The 17,245-nt window shown below is 67.4% G+C and carries 10 protein-coding genes; 3 read left to right on the top strand and 7 right to left on the bottom strand.

Annotation, left to right across the window (positions count from 1 at the left end):
• Nucleotides 1-2: 2 nt before the first annotated feature.
• From xrtH to htpG, 3 genes are all read right to left on the bottom strand, one after another.
• Complete coding sequence (xrtH, locus tag BO996_RS06070; RefSeq protein ID WP_071954271.1) at nt 3-554, bottom strand: exosortase H; 552 nt, start codon at nt 552-554, stop codon at nt 3-5.
• Between the two features lie 149 nt (nt 555-703).
• Complete coding sequence (locus BO996_RS06065; protein WP_071954270.1) at nt 704-4,312, bottom strand: IPTL-CTERM sorting domain-containing protein; 3,609 nt, start codon at nt 4,310-4,312, stop codon at nt 704-706.
• A 365-nt stretch (nt 4,313-4,677) separates the two neighbouring features.
• Nucleotides 4,678-6,630, bottom strand: a complete 1,953-nt coding sequence (htpG, locus tag BO996_RS06060; RefSeq protein WP_071954269.1) for a molecular chaperone HtpG — start codon at nt 6,628-6,630, stop codon at nt 4,678-4,680.
• 243 nt (nt 6,631-6,873) lie between these two features.
• On the opposite strand from htpG, the gene aqpZ reads away from it, so the two are divergent.
• The 3 genes from aqpZ (at nt 6,874) to BO996_RS06045 (ending at nt 10,830) form a co-directional block, all read left to right on the top strand.
• Nucleotides 6,874-7,578: an aquaporin Z gene (gene aqpZ / locus BO996_RS06055; protein WP_012203105.1), complete on the top strand. Its 705-nt coding sequence runs from the start codon at nt 6,874-6,876 to the stop codon at nt 7,576-7,578.
• 331 nt (nt 7,579-7,909) lie between these two features.
• Nucleotides 7,910-10,018, top strand: a complete 2,109-nt coding sequence (locus tag BO996_RS06050) for a TonB-dependent receptor (protein ID WP_232240469.1) — start codon at nt 7,910-7,912, stop codon at nt 10,016-10,018.
• A 131-nt stretch (nt 10,019-10,149) separates the two neighbouring features.
• On the top strand, nt 10,150-10,830 hold the full coding sequence (locus BO996_RS06045) for a Fe2+-dependent dioxygenase (protein ID WP_012203103.1): 681 nt from the start codon (nt 10,150-10,152) through the stop codon (nt 10,828-10,830).
• Nucleotides 10,831-10,854: 24 nt separating this feature from the next.
• On the opposite strand, the gene BO996_RS06040 is transcribed toward BO996_RS06045, so the two are convergent.
• The 4 genes from BO996_RS06040 to BO996_RS29385 all read right to left on the bottom strand — a co-directional run bounded on the left by BO996_RS06040 (nt 10,855) and on the right by BO996_RS29385 (nt 16,770).
• Nucleotides 10,855-13,266, bottom strand: a complete 2,412-nt coding sequence (locus BO996_RS06040; protein ID WP_071954267.1) for a TonB-dependent siderophore receptor — start codon at nt 13,264-13,266, stop codon at nt 10,855-10,857.
• Between the two features lie 118 nt (nt 13,267-13,384).
• On the bottom strand, nt 13,385-14,455 hold the full coding sequence (locus tag BO996_RS06035) for a FecR domain-containing protein (protein WP_071954266.1): 1,071 nt from the start codon (nt 14,453-14,455) through the stop codon (nt 13,385-13,387).
• A complete protein-coding gene (locus BO996_RS06030) occupies nt 14,455-14,952 on the bottom strand; it encodes a sigma-70 family RNA polymerase sigma factor (RefSeq protein WP_013804342.1) in 498 nt (165 codons plus the stop codon). The genes BO996_RS06035 and BO996_RS06030 overlap by 1 nt, the downstream gene beginning before the upstream one ends.
• A gap of 195 nt (nt 14,953-15,147) precedes the next feature.
• On the bottom strand, nt 15,148-16,770 hold the full coding sequence (locus tag BO996_RS29385) for a pseudouridine synthase (protein ID WP_442856947.1): 1,623 nt from the start codon (nt 16,768-16,770) through the stop codon (nt 15,148-15,150).
• Nucleotides 16,771-17,245 lie beyond the last annotated feature (475 nt).

Raw genomic sequence — 17,245 nt, 5'->3', positions numbered from 1 at the left:
CCTCAGGCGGCCACGGCGGCGGAAGCTGCAGCGGCAGGCGGCAGCGGCGGCTGGCCGCCGTCATCCTGCGACGGCGCCTTGCGGCCGCTCCAGCGCACCCACAGCAGCCAGAACACCAGCACGTCCAGCATGATCAGCGCCTGCCAGAGGTACTCGTGCGCGAAGTTGAAGGCCGTGGTGCTCCACTGGCCCAGGTAAAACAGGCTGATGACGCGCAGCACGTTGATGGCTTGCACGGCCACGAAGCCGGCCAGCAGGCCCGCCAGCTTCTGGCGCCATGAGGAGGGGAAGGCCATCACGGCGGCAAACAGCACGATGTAGGCCTCCAGGCCGTTGCAGCCGGCCTCGATGGAGACGCCGAAGCCCGTGGCCGTGTTCCACAGCACCTTGCCCGTGGCCGAGGCCGTGCTGTCGAACCAGGTCACCAGCGAGGCGCAGATGTGCGCCAGGAAGGCCGTCCAGGGCAGCACGATGTGCTGCTGCACCCAACTGAGCAGGTTCAGCCCGAACATCGTCAGCTGGATGGCCAGAAAGATCAGAAAGAAGCGCAGCATGGCAGGTCTTGGAGTGTTGGTTGCCGGGCTTGCGACCTGGCAGTTGCGAAACAGTGTCCCTCTATAGGCTCGCATTATCTTCGGACCGCTCAAAGACGACAAAGGCCGGTGCGTGAATCACGCCACCGGCCCTTGTCGTCACGGGCGCATCACCGACGCTCGCGCCTGCGCATGGTCCCCAGCGCCATCAGCGCCAGCAGGGACGACATCAGCATCAGGCCCCACTGCGACAGCGTGGGGATGCTGGCCGTGGTGTCCGGGCCCGGCTTGAGCGGCGTGGTGGTCGTGCTCTTGTCGTTGTCGGGATTGCCGTCACCGGGCACCGAGACCGTGGCCGAGTTGACCAGCGGGCGGGCGCCCTTGTAGGGCTTGTCCAGCTTTGTCTCCAGCGTGAAGACCGCCGTGCCGCCCTGGGCCAGCTGCGGCACGCTGCAGGTCACGGTGCGCGTGCCGCTGGCGTAGCTGCAGCCTGCCGAGGCCGAGACGAACTCCAGCCCGGCGGGCAGCACGTCGGTCACCGAGCCGCCCGCGGGCGACTGCGGATCGCGGCCGTAGTTGGTGACGGTCAGCGTGTAGCTGGCCGTGTCGCCATCGTCCAGCGGGCCGGCGGGGCCCTGCTTGCCGATCCCCAGGTCCACGGCATTGCCCTGGCGGCTGGTGGAGGTGCGGTCGGTGGTGGTGTTGTTGACGATCACATCGCCGCCATTGCTCAGCCATTCCGTCTCGAAGGGCTTGACCGAGGCCTCGTGGTAGATGGTGCCGCCCGATGCCTTGTCGGGCAGGGTCTGTGCGCGCATCTTGAACTTGATGGTCATGCTCTGGCCCGGAGCCAGCGCCGGGATGGTGCACTGCAGCGGCCCGCTGGTCGCGTTCAGCGCCGGCTGCACGCCGCACCAGGATGCGGAGGCGCCGGGAATGCCGGCCAACGCCAGGCCGTTCTGGTAGCTGAAGGTGGCCGTGGAGCCCGATGCGGGGAACTTGTCGGTCACGACCACCTGGGTGGCGTAGGAGGGGCCGGAGTTGGTCACCGTGATGGTGTATTCGGTGTCCTCACCCAGCACCAGGCCGTCTGCAGTGTGGCGCATGCTGATGTTCACATCCAGCTCGGCACGCTTGAGCCGGGCCTTGGCCTCGGCCTGGTTGTTGGCCTTGGTCAGCTCCTCGGTGGTGGTGTCCACCGCCACGGTGTTGGAGATCTCCGTATCGGCCGCCAGATCGCCGCGCGAGCGCATCTTGTAGCTCACGGTGTACTGCTCGCCTGCAGCCAGCGGATCGGTCCAGGCGCATTCCAGCGTTCCGCCCTGCACGCCATCGGTGGCAGCCGGAGTGCAGGTGCCGCCGCCGGAGACCGTAGGCGTGCCGATGAAGATGGCGTCTGCAGGCAGCACGTCCTTGAGCGTGACATTGGCGGCCGACGAGGGGCCGTAGTTGGGCACCGTGACCGTATAGGTCAGCGGCTCGCCCGCAGCCGCCACCTTGGGCGAGACCTGCTTTTGCGCCGCGATTTCCGCGATGGCCTGCACGGTGATGCTGGCCGTAGAGGAATCGTTGCCGGGATCGGCATCATGGATGTCCAGGGACTGGGCCGAGGCCGCGTTGGCATAGGTGCCGGTGGTGGCGCGCTTGGGGCGGATCTTGACCTCGATCACCACCTCGGCCTCCGGGGCCATGGAGGAGATGTCGCAGGTCAGATCGCGCGTCTCGCTGTTGACGCCGCCCGAAGGGGTGCCGCAGCTGGCGTTGGCGCCGGAGACGATGCGGCTGGAGACAAAGCCGCCGCCCGGGTAGGTGTACGGCACGGGATTGCCGGCCTCGTCCACCGGGTTGCCGCCCACGATACGCACGCCGTCAATTTGCTTGACCAGGGACTGCAGCGCGTCGCGCACGCGGACATTCGTCACCGTCGTGCTGGCCGAGTGGTTCTTCACCACCAGCTGGTAGGTGACCTCTTCACCGCTCTTGATGGCAGCCGGCGGCACGGGGCTGACCACGCTCTTGACGATGCCCACATCCACCTTGTCGGCAGACACGGTGACGGTCGCGGAGGTGGTGGCCGATGCATTGTCCCGGCCGATCACGCCAGCGGAGGCGTTGTTGGTGAAGTCCAGATGGCCCGAAGCCAGCGTGACCTTGGCCCTGACCGTGATCCGGCGGCTGGCGCCCACGGCCAGGCCCGCGGTCGAGGTGCAGCTTTGGGTGGCGCAGGTCCAGTCCCCCGCGCCGGTGCCCGCACCGGACATGCCGATGACGGTCATTCGGTTGTCCGCAGGGGTGTCGGATACGGTGATCAGCTGATTCGGCAGCACAGGCATGGGACCGTTGTTGGTCACCGTGATCGTGTACTGGAACTCCTCACCCGCCAGCACCGGGCGGCTGGGGCCGGCCTTGACGAGGCGCAGCCGCGCATCGTTGCTGAAGCTCACCGCCGCGCTATCGGTGTTGTTGGTCTTGTTGGGCTCGTTGAGTTCGGGTGGAACCCCGATCACGCCCTGGTTGACCAGTTGCGCACCCGGCGTTCCACCCGCAGCCACGCTGGCCTTGAAGCGGATGGCCTGCATGTTGGCGTAGCCGGCCACCGGGTACTCGCCCGCGTGGGTGCAGGTGATGGTGCCGCTGTTGTGGCCGCAGTTCCAGGGCGCCGTGCTGCCGTCGAAGCCCGTGAAGGTCACGCCGGCCGGCAACGTGTCGGTGATGGTGAGATCGCGCGGCACGAGCGAGCCGCCTTCGCGGCGCGGCTGCAGCGTGTAGGTGACCTCGGTCGCCTGCAGCGCATCCAGCACCGTGGGCGCCACCTGCTTGCGCAGCGAGACATCCACGAACTCGCTGCCGCTGGAGACCACGGCGGCGCTGGCGGTGTTGTTGCCGGACTGGCCGTCAGGCATCTCGGTGCTGGCGTCCGTGTAGCCCTTGACGCTGGCAGCGCCGGCAATGGTGCCGCTCATGTTGGCGATGGCCGGCACGGAGATGGAAGGCAGCACGGCGCCCGGCAGCACGGGGCCGCTGCGCGTGCAGCTGAGTTCGCCCGAGATCAGCGGATAGCCCGAGGCCGGCGTGCAGCTCCAGCCGCTGCCTGAGGGCACGCCCGTGACCACGGCGCCGTTGGGCACGGGGAAACGCACCACGGTACGGCCACCGGCGGGCACCTCGGATGGGCCCTTGTTCTGCACGTCGATGGTGTACTGGAAGGCGCCGCCGTTGGCGACGCTGGCGGGAGCCGCCATCGCGATGGCCAGATCGGCGGCCTCGGTGGTGGTGAAGTTGCGATCGAGCTGCGTGTTGTTCTGGTCGTTGTCGTAGTCGGGCGAGGCCATGCGCGCGCTGGCCACGGCGCGCCAGTTGGTGCCGACGGTCGGCAGGATGACCTCGAAGCCCACGGACTTGAAGCCGTCGGCGGGCGCCAGGTTGCCGATGTTGCAGACCAGCGTGTTGTTGCCTGCGGTGAGCACCGTGCCGGCAGCCGGTGCCGTGCAGGTGATGCCGCCCGGGCTGCTGCTGTAGCCCTGGAACACGGCGCCCACGGGCAGCACCTCGGTCAGGGTGACGCCTACGGCGTCGGGACCGATGTTGTTGTGCCTGACCTTGGCCACATAGGTGAAGGTGCCACCGGCAGGCCCTGCCGATGCGTCCTGTCCGTCATAGAGACCATCCTGGTTGACCAGGATGTCGGTATCGGCCGGCGCCGCCACGGCAGCCGCTGTTGCCAGCAAGCCGCCGGACAGCAGCGCACGCGCCAGCCAGCCCTTTCTCGTGAAAGCCATACAAACCTCTCTTTTGCTTCGTTGACAGCGCCGAATGCCGCAGGCACGGACGCACGGGGTGCCCGGCTGGAACAGCTCTGTCAAAAAGCCGACAACCGGACGCACCAAAGGGAGGCATGATGGTTCTTTATTACCAAAAGTAAATATGATCTGGAATTTTTGACAAAAGTGAGTATTTAGAGGAATTTGTGAGTTTTCCGTGAGTCCACCGACGACTACCGGTTTTCCTCACGGATTGCAGACGTGAAAAAGCCGGTGGCAGCTTGGCTGGCACCGGCTTGGAAGGCTTGTCTGCCGTGCGCTGGCACGACAGTGAGCAGGCACTGAGGCCTATGGAATGCGCCTGGGCGATCCTTGTGAGGAACTCACGCGAGAAGAGCGTTCACGCGCTTGACGTAGGCGGCCGGGTCCTCGGGCATGCCGCCTTCGGCCAGCACGGCCTGGTCGAAAAGGATGTTGGCCAGGTCATGGAAATGCACCGATCCGTCCAGCTTCTTGACCAGCGGATGCTCGGGGTTGACCTCCAGCACGGGGCGGGCGTCCGGCGCCTGCTGGCCGGCCTGCTTGAGCAGGCGCGCCAGCTGCAGGCTCATGCCGCCGTCCTGCACCACCAGGCAGGCGGGCGAGTCCACCAGGCGCGTGGTCACGCGCACGTCCTCGGCCTTGTCCTTGAGCGCTTCCTTGAGCTTGGCCAGCAGGGGCTTGAAGGTCTCGGCTGCTTCCTCGGCGGCCTTCTTTTCCTCTTCGTCCTGCAGCTTGCCCAGGTCCACGGCGCCCTTGGCCACGGACTGCAGCGGCGTGCCGTCGAATTCGGTCAGGTAGCCCATGGCCCATTCGTCCACGCGGTCGGCCATCAGCAGCACTTCGATGCCCTTCTTGCGGAAGACTTCGAGCTGCGGGCTGTTGCGGGCTGCGGTCAGGGAGTCGGCCGTGATGTAGTAGATCGCGTCCTGGCCTTCCTTCATGCGGGCCTTGTAGTCGGCCAGCGAGACGATGGCCTCGTCCTGGCTGGTGGAGGAAAAGCGCAGCAGCTTGGCGATGCGTTCCTTGTTGGCAAAGTCCTCGCCCAGGCCTTCCTTGAGCACGGGGCCGAACTCGGCGTAGAACTGGCTGTACTTGCCTTCCTTGGCCTTGTCCTCTTCGCTGACCACGTCGGTGACGCCGTCGGCCGCCGCGTCAGCGGCAGCGTCGTGGCGATCGTGCTTGGCCAGGTCTTCCAGCATGGACAGCACGCGCTTGGTCGAGCCGTCGCGGATCAGGCGCACGTCGCGGCTTTCCTGCAGCAGCTCGCGGCTGACGTTCAGCGGCAGGTCGGCCGAGTCGATCACGCCCTTGACGAAGCGCAGGTAGCCGGGCATCAGCGCCTCGGCGTCATCCATGATGAAGACGCGCTTGACGTAGAGCTTGACGCCGGCCTTCTTGTCGCGGTTGTAGAGGTCGAACGGCGCCTTGGCCGGGATGAACAGCAGCTGCGTGTACTCGGTGTTGCCTTCGACGCGGTTGTGGCTCCAGGTCAGCGGGTTCTCGAAGTCGTGGCTGATGGCCTTGTAGAAGTCCTGGTACTGCTCGGCCGTGATGTCCTTCTTGGGACGCGTCCACAGCGCGCTGGCCTTGTTGATGGTCTCCCACTCGCCCGTCTTCTCCATGGTGCCGGGCTGGTCGTTCTCGCCGTCCTTCCACTCCTCTTTTTCCATGAGGATGGGCAGGCTGATGTGGTCGGAGTACTTGCCGATGACCTGCTTGATCTTCCAGGCGTTGAGGAACTCCTCGGCCTCGGGGCGCAGGTGCAGCGTGATGCTGGTGCCGCGCTGGGGGCGCTCGATCTGCTCGACCTCGAACTCGCCCGTGCCGCCGCTGGTCCAGCGCACGCCTTCGGAGGCCGGCAGGCCCGCGCGGCGTGTTTCCACGGTGATCTTGTCGGCCACGATGTAGCCAGAGTAAAAGCCCACGCCGAACTGGCCGATCAGCTGCGAGTCCGACTTCTGGTCGCCCGACAGCTTGTCCATGAAGGCCTTGGTGCCGCTCTTGGCGATGGTGCCCAGGTTGTCGATGGCTTCCTGCTCGCTCATGCCGATGCCGGTGTCGGCAATGGTCAGCGTCTTGGCAGCGGCGTCGAAGGACACGCGCACTTCCAGGTTGGGCTGGTCCTCATAGAGGGAGGCATCGTTGAGCGCCTCGAAGCGCAGCTTGTCGCAGGCGTCGGAGGCGTTGGAAACCAGCTCGCGCAGGAAGATCTCGGGGTTGGAGTACAGCGAATGCGTGACCAGGTGCAGCAGTTGTGCAACTTCGGCCTGAAAAGAATGGGTTTGCTTGCTCATGCAGACAGTGTCCTATGTCCTATGGGTTCACAACAGGGAAAAAATCAGCCCTCATCTCGGGCCGGCGAGCGCATTATCAAGACCCCGCCGCCCCTGTGGCGGCGCAGGCTCTGGACGATTGTTCACTTTTTCGCCCTCACGGCGGGGCTGGCGCAGGGCTATAACTGCGCCACTTTCCGCTGTGCGGCGGACGGTGCGCGCAGGGCCCGGGCGCAATGGCGGGCCTGCTTCAGGAGATTTTCCATGCACAGCTCTGTTCAAAAATGGTCCGCAGAATTCCTCGGAACCCTGTGGCTGACCCTGGGCGGCTGCGGTGCGGCCGTGCTGGCCGCCGCCTTCCCGCAGGTGGGCATCGGCCTGGTCGGCGTCTCGCTGGCCTTCGGCCTAACGGTGCTCACGGGCGCCTATGCCTTCGGGCCCATCTCGGGCGGGCACTTCAACCCGGCCGTCTCCGTGGGTCTGGCCATGGGCGGGCGCTTTGCCTGGAGCGAACTGCCGGGCTACATCGTCTCTCAGGTGCTGGGCGCCATCACGGGCGCGGCCATCCTCTATGTGATCGCCACGGGCAAGGCCGGTGCCGACATCGGCGGCTTTGCCACCAACGGCTACGGCGCGCATTCGCCGGGCGGCTACGGCATGACGGCAGCCCTGGTCACCGAGGTGGTGATGACGGCCTTCTTCATCCTGGTCATCCTGGGCGCCACGGCCAAGCGCGCGGCAGCCGGCTTTGGCGGGCTGGCCATCGGCCTGTGCCTGACGCTGATCCACCTGATCTCGATTCCCGTGACCAATACCTCGGTCAATCCCGCGCGCAGCACGGGCCCGGCCCTGTTCGGTCCCGAGATCGCGATCTCGCAACTGTGGCTGTTCTGGGTGGCCCCCATCGTGGGTGCGCTGATCGGCGCCGTGATCTACAAGGCCCTGCTGGCCAACCCGGCCAACGAATAAGGCCAGGGACGGGCGCGGCAGGCGCCCCGCAGCAGACTCAAGCGGCTGGCGACAGCCGCTTTTTTCATTGAATCTTTGGTGAAACACGGTTTTCGTTTGTTGCATGGCGGCAACGCGAATGACTTTCACCCGGCACAAACCGGCCAACTTTACGAAGCAGAAACCGAACACTAGTGATTCGCAATAACAATCCGCGGGCTTTCATCGGAGTGAACATGAGCAAAATCCAACAAATCCTCCCCCCGCGAACCTCACCCAGCTGGCCCTTGCCGCAGCCCTGTGCCTTGCTGGCACCCCGGCCTTTGCGCAGGCCAGCACCACGCTGGGCACCGTGAACGTGACGTCTTCGACCGAAGCGCCCGTCAAGACCGACAACGCCTCCTCGGCCAAGTTCACGGCCCCGCTGGTGGACACGCCCAAGACGGTGCAGGTCATCAACGAGGAAATCATCAAGCAGACCGGCGCGACCAGCCTGCAGGAAGCCCTGCGGTCCACGCCCGGCATCACCTTCGGCAACGGCGAAGGCGGCAACCCCTCGGGTGACCAGCCCTTCATCCGCGGCATGGATGCCCAGGCCAGCACCTTCGTGGACGGCATGCGCGACATTGCGGCCGGCACGCGCGAGGTGTTCAACCTGGAAGCGGTGGAAGTCATCAAGGGCGCCGATTCGGCCTATGCAGGCCGTGGCGGCGCGGGCGGCTCCATCAACCTGGTGACCAAGAAGGCCAGGAACGAGAACTTCATCAGCGGCGACGTGGGCCTGGGCACGGACAGCTACCGGCGCGCCACCATCGACGCCAACCGCGTGCTGGGCGAAGGCGTGGGCCTGCGCCTGAACGCCATGGTGCACGACGCCGACGTTCCCGGCCGCAGCGGCCCCGAGAACAAGCGCTGGGGCATTGCACCCACGGTGACCTTCGGCATGGGCACGCCCACGGAGGTCTCGCTGTCCTGGCAGCACCTGCAGACCGACAACATTCCCGATGGCGGCGTGCCCTACCTGTACAGCAGCACGGCTGCGGCCGGCCTACGCGGCGGCAGCGTGGTGCGTCCCACCTACGGCAACAACCGCGACAACTGGTACGGCCTGACCAGCCGCGACTACGAAAAGGAAAAGAGCGACCTGTTCACGGCCACCGTGGAGCACAAGTTCACCGACACCCAGAAGTTCCGCAACAGCCTGCGCTACAGCAAGACCGAACAGGACTACCTGTGGACCCAGCCCGACGACAGCAAGGGCAATGTCGTCAACGGCTATGTGTTCCGCCGCGGCAATGCACGCGTGGCCGACATCAAGACGCTGCAGAACCTCTCGGAATTCACGGGCAAGGCCCAGACCGGCAGCGTGGGCCACAGCTACTCGTTCGGCCTGGAACTGTCCAAGGAAAAGGCCGAGTCCCGCACCGCCGCGCTGCAGACCACCAACACCACCTGTACGGCCGCCAGCCTGTGGTGCGCCTCGCTGAACACCCCCGACAGCAGCCCGCTGTGGAACCTGCCCGTGACGCTGGGCGACCCCAGCCACAACCAGATCGACACCGTGGCGCTGTACGGCTTCGACACGCTGAAGTTCAACGACCAGTGGTTGCTCAATGCCGGCCTGCGCATGGACCACTACAAGATCAGCTCCTCCGGCCCCGCCGGCCGCACCACGCCGGCCTATGACCTGAGCCGTTCGGACACATTGTTCAACTACCAGCTGGGCCTGGTCTACAAGCCGGCCACCAACGGCAGCATCTACGCCAGCATCGGAACCTCCTCGCGCCCCGGCGGCTCCATGCTGGGCAACGGCAACGAGGACCTGGGCATCTCCACCGACCAGCTGGCCAACCTCGCTCCCGAGAAGACCCGCTCGCTCGAGCTGGGCACCAAGTGGGACCTGATGGAAAAGCGCCTGGCGCTGACCGCCGCGCTGTTCCGCAACGACGTGACCAATGCGCGCATCACCGAAAACGGCGTCACCTACATGGGCGGCAACAAGGTGGTCAACGGCGTGGAACTGGGCTTCACGGGCAGCGTGCTGCCGGGCCTGAGCGTCTTCGGCGGCTACACCTACATGGACAGCGAGCAGAAGAACGCAGGCGCGGGCAGCGTGGCCAATGGCCAGCCCTTCCCCAACACGCCCAAGCACAGCTTCAGCCTGTGGACCAGCTACAAGCCCATGGCAAAGCTGACCGTGGGCCTGGGCATCTACGCCCAGAGCAGTGTGAACCAGAGCTACATCCTGTCCACCGTGGATGGCGGCATCGTCACCAAGGGTGCCAGCGGCTATGCGCGCTACGACGCCATGGTGGCCTACCAGATCGACCGCAACCTGACCGTGCAGCTGAACCTGTACAACCTGGGCGACAAGGTCTACTACAGCGGCATCCGCTCGCCCCACTACGCGACCATGGCCGCAGGCCGCTCGGCCGTGGCCTCGCTCAAGTGGACGTACTGATCTGCTGATCGCCCCGGGCGACCGCGCAGCGGCTTGACGCTGCGCAGATCACCGCAAAGCCCCGCAGGCCATCGCCGCCTGCGGGGCTTTTTTGCGGGACACTCATTGATTCCCCCTGAGGACCGCCTGCCATGATGCTCCGCATACCCGCCCTGCTCAGCCCCGACGAAGTGCGCCAGTGCCGCCAGGCGCTGGAGCAGGCCCCGTGGCAGGACGGCCGCGCCACGGCCGGCCCTCTGGCAGCCCAGGTCAAGGCCAACCTGCAGCTGCCGCTGGACAGCCAGGCAGGCCAGGCGATAGGCAACCTCATCCTCGACAAGCTGGGGGCCAGCGCGCTGTTCATGTCGGCCACCCTGCCGCTGAAGGTGCTGCCGCCGCGCTTCAACCGCTACGAGGGCGGCGGCACCTACGGCAACCATATAGACAACGCCATCTTCACCATCCCCGGCACGGCCATCAAGGTGCGCAGCGATGTCTCCACCACCGTGTTCTTCAGCGAGCCCGACGAGTACGAAGGCGGCGAGCTGATCGTGGAAGACACCTTCGGCCACCAGAGCGTGAAGCTGGCCGCAGGCGACGCCATCGTCTACCCCGGCACCAGCCTGCACCGCGTCAACCCCGTCACGCGCGGCACGCGCTACGCCAGCTTCTTCTGGACGCACAGCCTCGTGGCCTCGGACGAGAAGCGCCGCATCCTGTTCGACCTGGACCAGCAGATCCAGCAACTGACGGTGCGCCACCCGGGCGACCCCGCTCTTTCCGCGCTGTCCGGCACGTACCACAACCTGTTGCGGATGTGGTCGCAGGCCTGACGACAGAGCGGTCCGGGAGCCGCATCAGAACCTGTACCGCGCAGTCAGCAGCACATTGCGCGGATCGCCATACACGCCCGTGCCATAGGAGCCCAGGCCCGGCATATAGGTCTTGTCGAACAGGTTGTTGACGTTCAGCGTCACCGACCACTGGCGGTCCACGTCGTAGCGCGCCATCAGGCCGACCAGCGCATAGGCGCGCTGGTCGGCGCGTGCATAGGGGGCGGAGGATTGCTGGTAGTAGGTCAGGCTCTGCCAGGCCAGCCACCCGCCCACGGTCCATTGCGAGCCCAGCCGGTAGCTGGTGCTGAGCTTGAACAGGTGGCGCGGCTGGTTGGTGTTGACGGCGCTGAGGATCACATCGGGCTGGGCCGGCGCGCGCGAGGTACGGTAGGTGTAGCCGCCGTAGATATTCCAGGCCGGCGTGATGCTGCCCGACACCTCCATCTCCACGCCTTTGCTGGTCACGCCGTCGATGGCCGCATAGACCTCTTCCCCGGTTTCCGGATTGGCGCTGACGTACTGCGCGGCATTGCGTTGCTGGATGTGGAACAGCGCCAGCGAGGCGTTGAGCCGGCCGTCCAGGAACTCGCCCTTCACGCCCACTTCGCGGCTGCGGCCCGTAAGCGGTGGCAGCGGGCTGCCGGCTGCGTCCTTGTAGTAGGTCTGCGGATTGAAGATATCGGTCTGGCTGGCGTACAGCGACAGCTGGCGGCTCAGGTCATAGACCACGCCTGCATAGGGCACGGTCTTGTGCGCCACGCGCAGCGCGTTGTTCACGCCGTAGCTGCCGTCCAGGCCCGTGGTGTCGTCCAGCATGTCGTACCAGCTCACGCGCGCACCCAGGATCACCGACAGGTCGTCCGTGGGCCGCAGGCGCGCGGCGCCGAAGACGCCCTTTTCCACGATGCGCGTCATGCGGTGGTCACGCAGCTGGAAATCGGGCCGCGGCACCTGGCCGTCCCACTCGAAGTAGTTGCCCACGGGGCCGTAGGCGTTGCTGTAGCCGGGCGCATGCCGACGCTGGCGCGACCAGCTGGCGCCGAACGACAGCTCATGCTCGCGCCCGAACAGCTGCAACGGCCCGGACAGCGCCGCATTCACGGCCTGCGTGGTGGCATCGGTGGGAATCTTGTTGGACAGCATGTTGATGCCCAGGCCGCTGACCGGGTCCACCATGCCGTGGGCGGCCACGCCGACCTCCACGTCGCGCGACTGGCGCAGCCGGCTGGCCGACAGGTCCGCCTTCCAGCCATTGCCGAAGCTGTGCTTGAGTTCGGCAAACAGGTTGGTGCTGTCGTTGTCCCAGTAGGACCAGCGCGCCGCAGGGTTCAGCGAGGTGGGGAAATGCGTGCGGCTGCCATCCTTGAAGAACAGCGGGATGTGGCCGAAGCTGGCCCCGTTGGCGCGCGTCTGCATGTGGTCAATGCCCAGGCTGGCCACCGTGCCCGGACCCAGGTCGGCCTCGATGATGCCGTACAGGCTGCGCACGTTGCGGCTGTAGTCGTCCACATGGGACTTGGCGTTCTGCGCCACGGCCACCACGCGGGCGCGCACGCGGCCATCCTCTGTCAGGGGAGCGGAGATGTCGCCCACGCCGCGCAACCGGTCATGGCTGCCGATGGCCGCCTCGGCCGAGGCCTGGAAGGTCTTGGTGGGCCGCTTGCGCACCAGGTTGACCACGGCCGACGGATAGCCCGCGCCCGTGAGCAGGCCTGTGGCGCCCTTGACCACCTCCACGCGGTCATAGATGGCGCTGTCGGCCAGCGAGGTGGTGTACTGGTTGGCCGAGTCCATGGTGTTGGGCACGCCGTCGAACTGGAAATTCTCGATGGCATAGCCGCGCGAGTAGAAGGTGGTGCGCTCGCTGTCGTTGCGGCCCACGGTAATGCCGGGCGTCTTCTCCAGCACCTCCGGCAGGCTGGTCAGGCCCTGGTCGTCCATGAGCTGGCGCGTGACCACGCTGACGGACTGCGGCGTCTCGCGCTGCGACAGGCCCAGCCGTGTGGCCGTGCTGGACTGGCGCGTGGCGTAGGAGCCCGTGCCTTCGGAGACCGCGCTGCGCTCGGCAGCGGCCGTCACGTTGACCGTGGCCAGCGTGGCGCCTGCAGCGGCAGCGGGCACCACCTGCTCCACCCGCCGCAGCGCATAGGCGCCGCTGGCCTGGCGCACGGCCTGCCAGGCGGTGCCGGCCAGCAGGGCCTCGAAGGCAGCCTCCACCGTGTAGCTGCCGCGCAGTCCCGCGCTGCGCTGCCCGGCCGTCTGATCGGCCGTGAAGATCAGGGCCACGCCGGCCTGGGCGGCCGTGCTGCGCAAGGCGGCATCCAGCGGGCCGGCAGCGACGTCATAGCTGCGCTGGGCCTGGGCCAGCACGGCGGCGGGCATGAGCGCGATGGCCAGCGCCAGCGCGGGGCGGGGCATGAAAAGGGGTTGCATGGTCCTGGGTTCTCCCTGTGTTCCGATGTCGAAAATCAAAGCTCTCGGAAACAAGGAAGCGCGGCGCGGGAAATCGGGTCACCCCCGGCGAAAAAAAAGCGAAAAGGAAGAAAAAGCCTCAGCCGCGCGCCTGCACAGGCTCCACCACCACCCACCAGCGCGTGCGCCAGCGCAGTTGCACGGGCAGCGCACCGGGCAGCATGACCAGCACGGCGTCCGTGCCATCGATGCCGCCTTCGTCCAGCGGGAACACGCCCGAGAACCGCAGCCCGGCCACGGCCGGATCGGCGTGCAGCCAGCCGGGGCGGTAGCGGTTGAGCTCGGCCAGGAAGTCGTCCAGGCGCTGGTTGTCCACCCACAATTGGCCCCGGCTCCAGGCGTCGTCCGCAGGGCCGGCCGGCTGCACCGTGCTCCAGCCCGTGCGCGTGAAGTCCATGGCCTCGCCCGCCTGCAGACGCAGTGCGGATGCGCCTGTACCGGCCGTGCGCAGTTCCACGGCGCGCTCGAACACCGCCACGCGCGCACCTGCATGGCTGCTGCGCACCATGAAGCGCGTGCCCAGGGCGCGCACGCGGCCGTGGACGGTCTCCACCACAAAGGGCAGATCGCCCAGCGCACCTGCGGGATGGCCGGTGGTGAACAGCGCCTCGCCGGCCAGCAGGCGCAGCCGGCGTTCGCTGCCGTCGAACTGCAAGGCCACGGCGCTGCCGGGGCCCAGCAGCATGTCCGTGCCGTCGGGCAGGGTCCAGCGGCGGCGCTGCGTGCCCGAGGCGTAGTCGGCCGCCATCTGCTGCCACTGCGGCGTGCGGCTGGCCAGCCAGCCCGCGCCCGCCGCCGTGCCCAGGCCCGCAAACAGGCCCAGCAGGCGCCGCCGCGCAGCCCGGGGAGCGGCGGACAGGCTGCGATAGCCCGCGCCACCGGCGTTGAGCCCCGTCAGCGCGCCCGTGACGGCCTGCAGATGGGCCCAGGCGCGGCCATGGTCGGCGTCTTCATCGAGCCAGCGCTGCCAGCGCGCCCGGTCGGCGGCCGAGGCCTGGCCCGATTGCAGCAGCGCAAACCAGCCGGCCGCCGCCCGCGCCACGCCGGCCGGCAAGGGCCGGCCCAGCGCCTGGGGCGCCTGGATACTGCTGCCGGGTAGCGGCGCGGCGCTGGACAGGCGCCGAGGATCGGAAGGAGGCACCGGCGCCATCAGGACAGCGCCAGCACGAAGCAGCGCTCATAGCCCTGGGCCAGGTAGCGCTTGACGCTGGTCATGGACACGCCCAGGCGCGTGGCGATGTCCGCATAGCTCAGGCCTTCGAGGTGGGCCAGCAGGAAGGCCTCGCGCACCTTGGGCGCCAGCGCGTCCAGCGCCTGGTCCACGGCCTGCAGCGATTCGAGGGCGATCAGCCGCTCTTCGGGCGAAGGGGCAAGTTCAGCGGGCAACAGGGCCAGGGTGTCGAGATAGGCGCGCTCCAGCAGCCGGCGCCGGTGCTGGCGGATCACAAGATGGCGGGCCACGGTGGCCAGAAAGGGGCGCGGCTGCTCGATGCGGCCGGCCATGCCCGAGGTGATCACGTTGACGAAAGTGTCGTGCGCGATATCGGAAGCCTCGAACACATTGCCCAGCTTGCGGCGCAGCCAGCCTTGCAGCCAGCCGTGGTGTTCGACATAGAGGGTGTGTACGGGATCGGCCGGTGCGCGCATGAAAAGACGGACGCGCCCCGGACTGGCGTGCCGCAGCGCTGAAGCTCGTTTGAGAATGGTTCGCATTCTAAACACGAGCTCAAAACCGTCGCTGCCCAAATCAGGGGCACCGAGGAAGGGCCGTCCCGCACCGAGGGTGCCGTCCCCCTCCCGCGAAGCGAGAGAGGGGGAAGCGGCGCAGCCGCTCAGGGGGTGCTAAAAATTCTCGTGTGCACCCAGGTAGCGCCACTGGCCCACAGGCAGGTTGCCCAGCGTCACGCGGCCGATGCGGATGCGCTTGAGGCCCACCACGCGCAGGCCCACCAGTTCGCACATGCGGCGGATCTGGCGCTTCTTGCCTTCGGTCAGCACAAAGCGCAGCTGCTCGGGGTTCTGCCAGTCCACCTTGGCGGGCTTGAGTGCCTCGCCGTCCAGCGACAGGCCATGGCACAGGCGTGCCAGCTGTTCGGCCGGGAACACGGATTGCACGTCGATGTCGCGGTCGCCGTAGGTCACGCGCACCAGGTACTCCTTGTCCATCTCCGAGTCTTCGCCAATGATCTGGCGCGCCACGCGGCCGTCCTGGGTCATGACCAGCAGGCCCACGGAGTCGATGTCCAGCCGGCCGCAGGGCGCCAGGCCCTTGAGCTGCGCGAAGTTGAAGCGCGTGCGGCTGGTGTCCTGGTTCCAGTGGTTCTGGGGCGTGACCAGGACCACGGCGGGCTCGTGCCCGTCCTCGGCCTGGCCGCTGACATAGCCCATGGGCTTGTGGATCAGGATGGTGACCTGCTGGTCCTGGCGCTCGCGCGCCTCGCGCTCGACGGTGATGCGGTCAGCCGCCACCACGTTCTGGCCCATCACGGCGAGTTCGCCGTTGACGCGGACCCAGCCCTTGTCCACCCACTCGTCGGCCTCGCGGCGCGAGCACAGGCCCATGTCGGCCAGGCGCTTGTTGATGCGCACGCCACCGGGAACCTGCTCCTGCAACGGCTCGGGAGCACGCTTGACGGGGATTTCGCGGCTGGCGCCACCGTCGGCGGGACGGTAGGTGCGGATGCCGCTGAGCGGACGGTAGGCGGGCTCGGCCTGGGGCGCCTCGTCGCGGCGCGGGCCACGGGCGTCATCACGGCGGGGACCACGGGCGTCGTCGCGGCGCGGTCCGCGCGCATCGTCACGGCGGGGGCCGCGAGCGTCGTCGCGGGGACGGTCGCGGAAACCACCTTCACGCGGGCCGTCACGGGGACCGTCGCGCTGGCCGTCACGCTGGCCATCGCGCTGACCATCACGCGGACGCTCATCGCGCTGGCCATAGGGCCGGTCGCGGCGATCGTCCGGGCGGGGCGGGCGCGGGGGGCGGGCATCGCGCGTATCACGGGCATCGCGCATGTCGCGCTGCTCGCGCGGGGCACGGTTTTCGCCGCCGCCCTGTTCGCGCCAGTCGCCACGCGGCTGGGAACGGTCCAGGTCCTCGGCACGGCCGAAACCGCTGCTGCGCGGGCGCTGGTCACGGGCGTCGTCGCGGGGTGCTGCACCGCGGGCATCGCCTCGGGGTGCCCCACCGCGGGCATCGCCGCGAGGGGGGCCATCACGGCGGTCGGAGCGCTCGTAACGATCATTGCGGCCGCCACGGTCGCCGCCACGTTCATTGCGGTCGTTGCGGTCACTGCGCGGGCCGCCGCGTGCGCCCGCAGATTTGCCCGCGCCACCCGAAGGGCGGCGGGCATCGCCAGCCGGCTCGGCCTGTGGCTTTTCGGGGCGGCGCAGCACAGGGCGCGCGGAGGGCGCTGCCGCCTCGTCGGCGCCGGGCCGGGACGGTTTGGAAGAAGTAGGGGATGACATTAGACCGCCATTGTCGCGCGGCAAGGCCCGCAGCGGCTGCGCCCTGCGGCCAATACGGGCATTGCGCTCGGCTATCGGGCGACTATCGGGCGGCCTGCGGGCAGGCCGCCAGGGCCCCCTTGCCAGCCCCGCCGCCCGGTCCTGCGCCCCGGCGGGCTCGCCATGTTCCGCACCACTCATTCATGCCCATGCAATGCGCCCGGCGGCCGGCCCATCCCGATCGCTGTATCCGGCGCGATATGCACAACCGGATGAATCCTCAATGAAAAATCGACAAGAAGCGAATCACATCGGCAAAACATCTTCAATCCGGCCGATTGGGATCTTCCAATGCACGGCATGCGATATGTAAAAAACTGTATTTTATTTGGGCGATTTCATTCATTGGCGATTGCAAATCAACCCATTGGGCTTGCCATTGCCCATACATCTCCCCATAGAATGGCGCCCGTCCAGAAACGGGGGGCTCTTTCGA

The sequence above is a fragment of the Delftia sp. HK171 genome, assembly GCF_001886655.1.
Taxonomy (GTDB): domain Bacteria; phylum Pseudomonadota; class Gammaproteobacteria; order Burkholderiales; family Burkholderiaceae_C; genus Comamonas; species Comamonas acidovorans.
This window is presented reverse-complemented; position numbering and strand designations above follow the sequence as displayed.

Bases quoted from the DNA above. Each gene is read 5' to 3' on its own strand.
- xrtH (WP_071954271.1), bottom strand. From the start codon at position 554: ATGCTGCGCTTCTTTCTGATCTTTCTGGCCATCCAGCTGACGATGTTC.
- BO996_RS06065 (WP_071954270.1), bottom strand. From the start codon at position 4,312: ATGGCTTTCACGAGAAAGGGCTGGCTGGCGCGTGCGCTGCTGTCCGGC.
- htpG (WP_071954269.1), bottom strand. From the start codon at position 6,630: ATGAGCAAGCAAACCCATTCTTTTCAGGCCGAAGTTGCACAACTGCTG.
- aqpZ (WP_012203105.1), top strand. From the start codon at position 6,874: ATGCACAGCTCTGTTCAAAAATGGTCCGCAGAATTCCTCGGAACCCTG.
- BO996_RS06045 (WP_012203103.1), top strand. From the start codon at position 10,150: ATGATGCTCCGCATACCCGCCCTGCTCAGCCCCGACGAAGTGCGCCAG.
- BO996_RS06040 (WP_071954267.1), bottom strand. From the start codon at position 13,266: ATGCAACCCCTTTTCATGCCCCGCCCCGCGCTGGCGCTGGCCATCGCG.
- BO996_RS06035 (WP_071954266.1), bottom strand. From the start codon at position 14,455: ATGGCGCCGGTGCCTCCTTCCGATCCTCGGCGCCTGTCCAGCGCCGCG.
- BO996_RS06030 (WP_013804342.1), bottom strand. From the start codon at position 14,952: ATGCGCGCACCGGCCGATCCCGTACACACCCTCTATGTCGAACACCAC.
- BO996_RS29385 (WP_442856947.1), bottom strand. From the start codon at position 16,770: ATGTCATCCCCTACTTCTTCCAAACCGTCCCGGCCCGGCGCCGACGAG.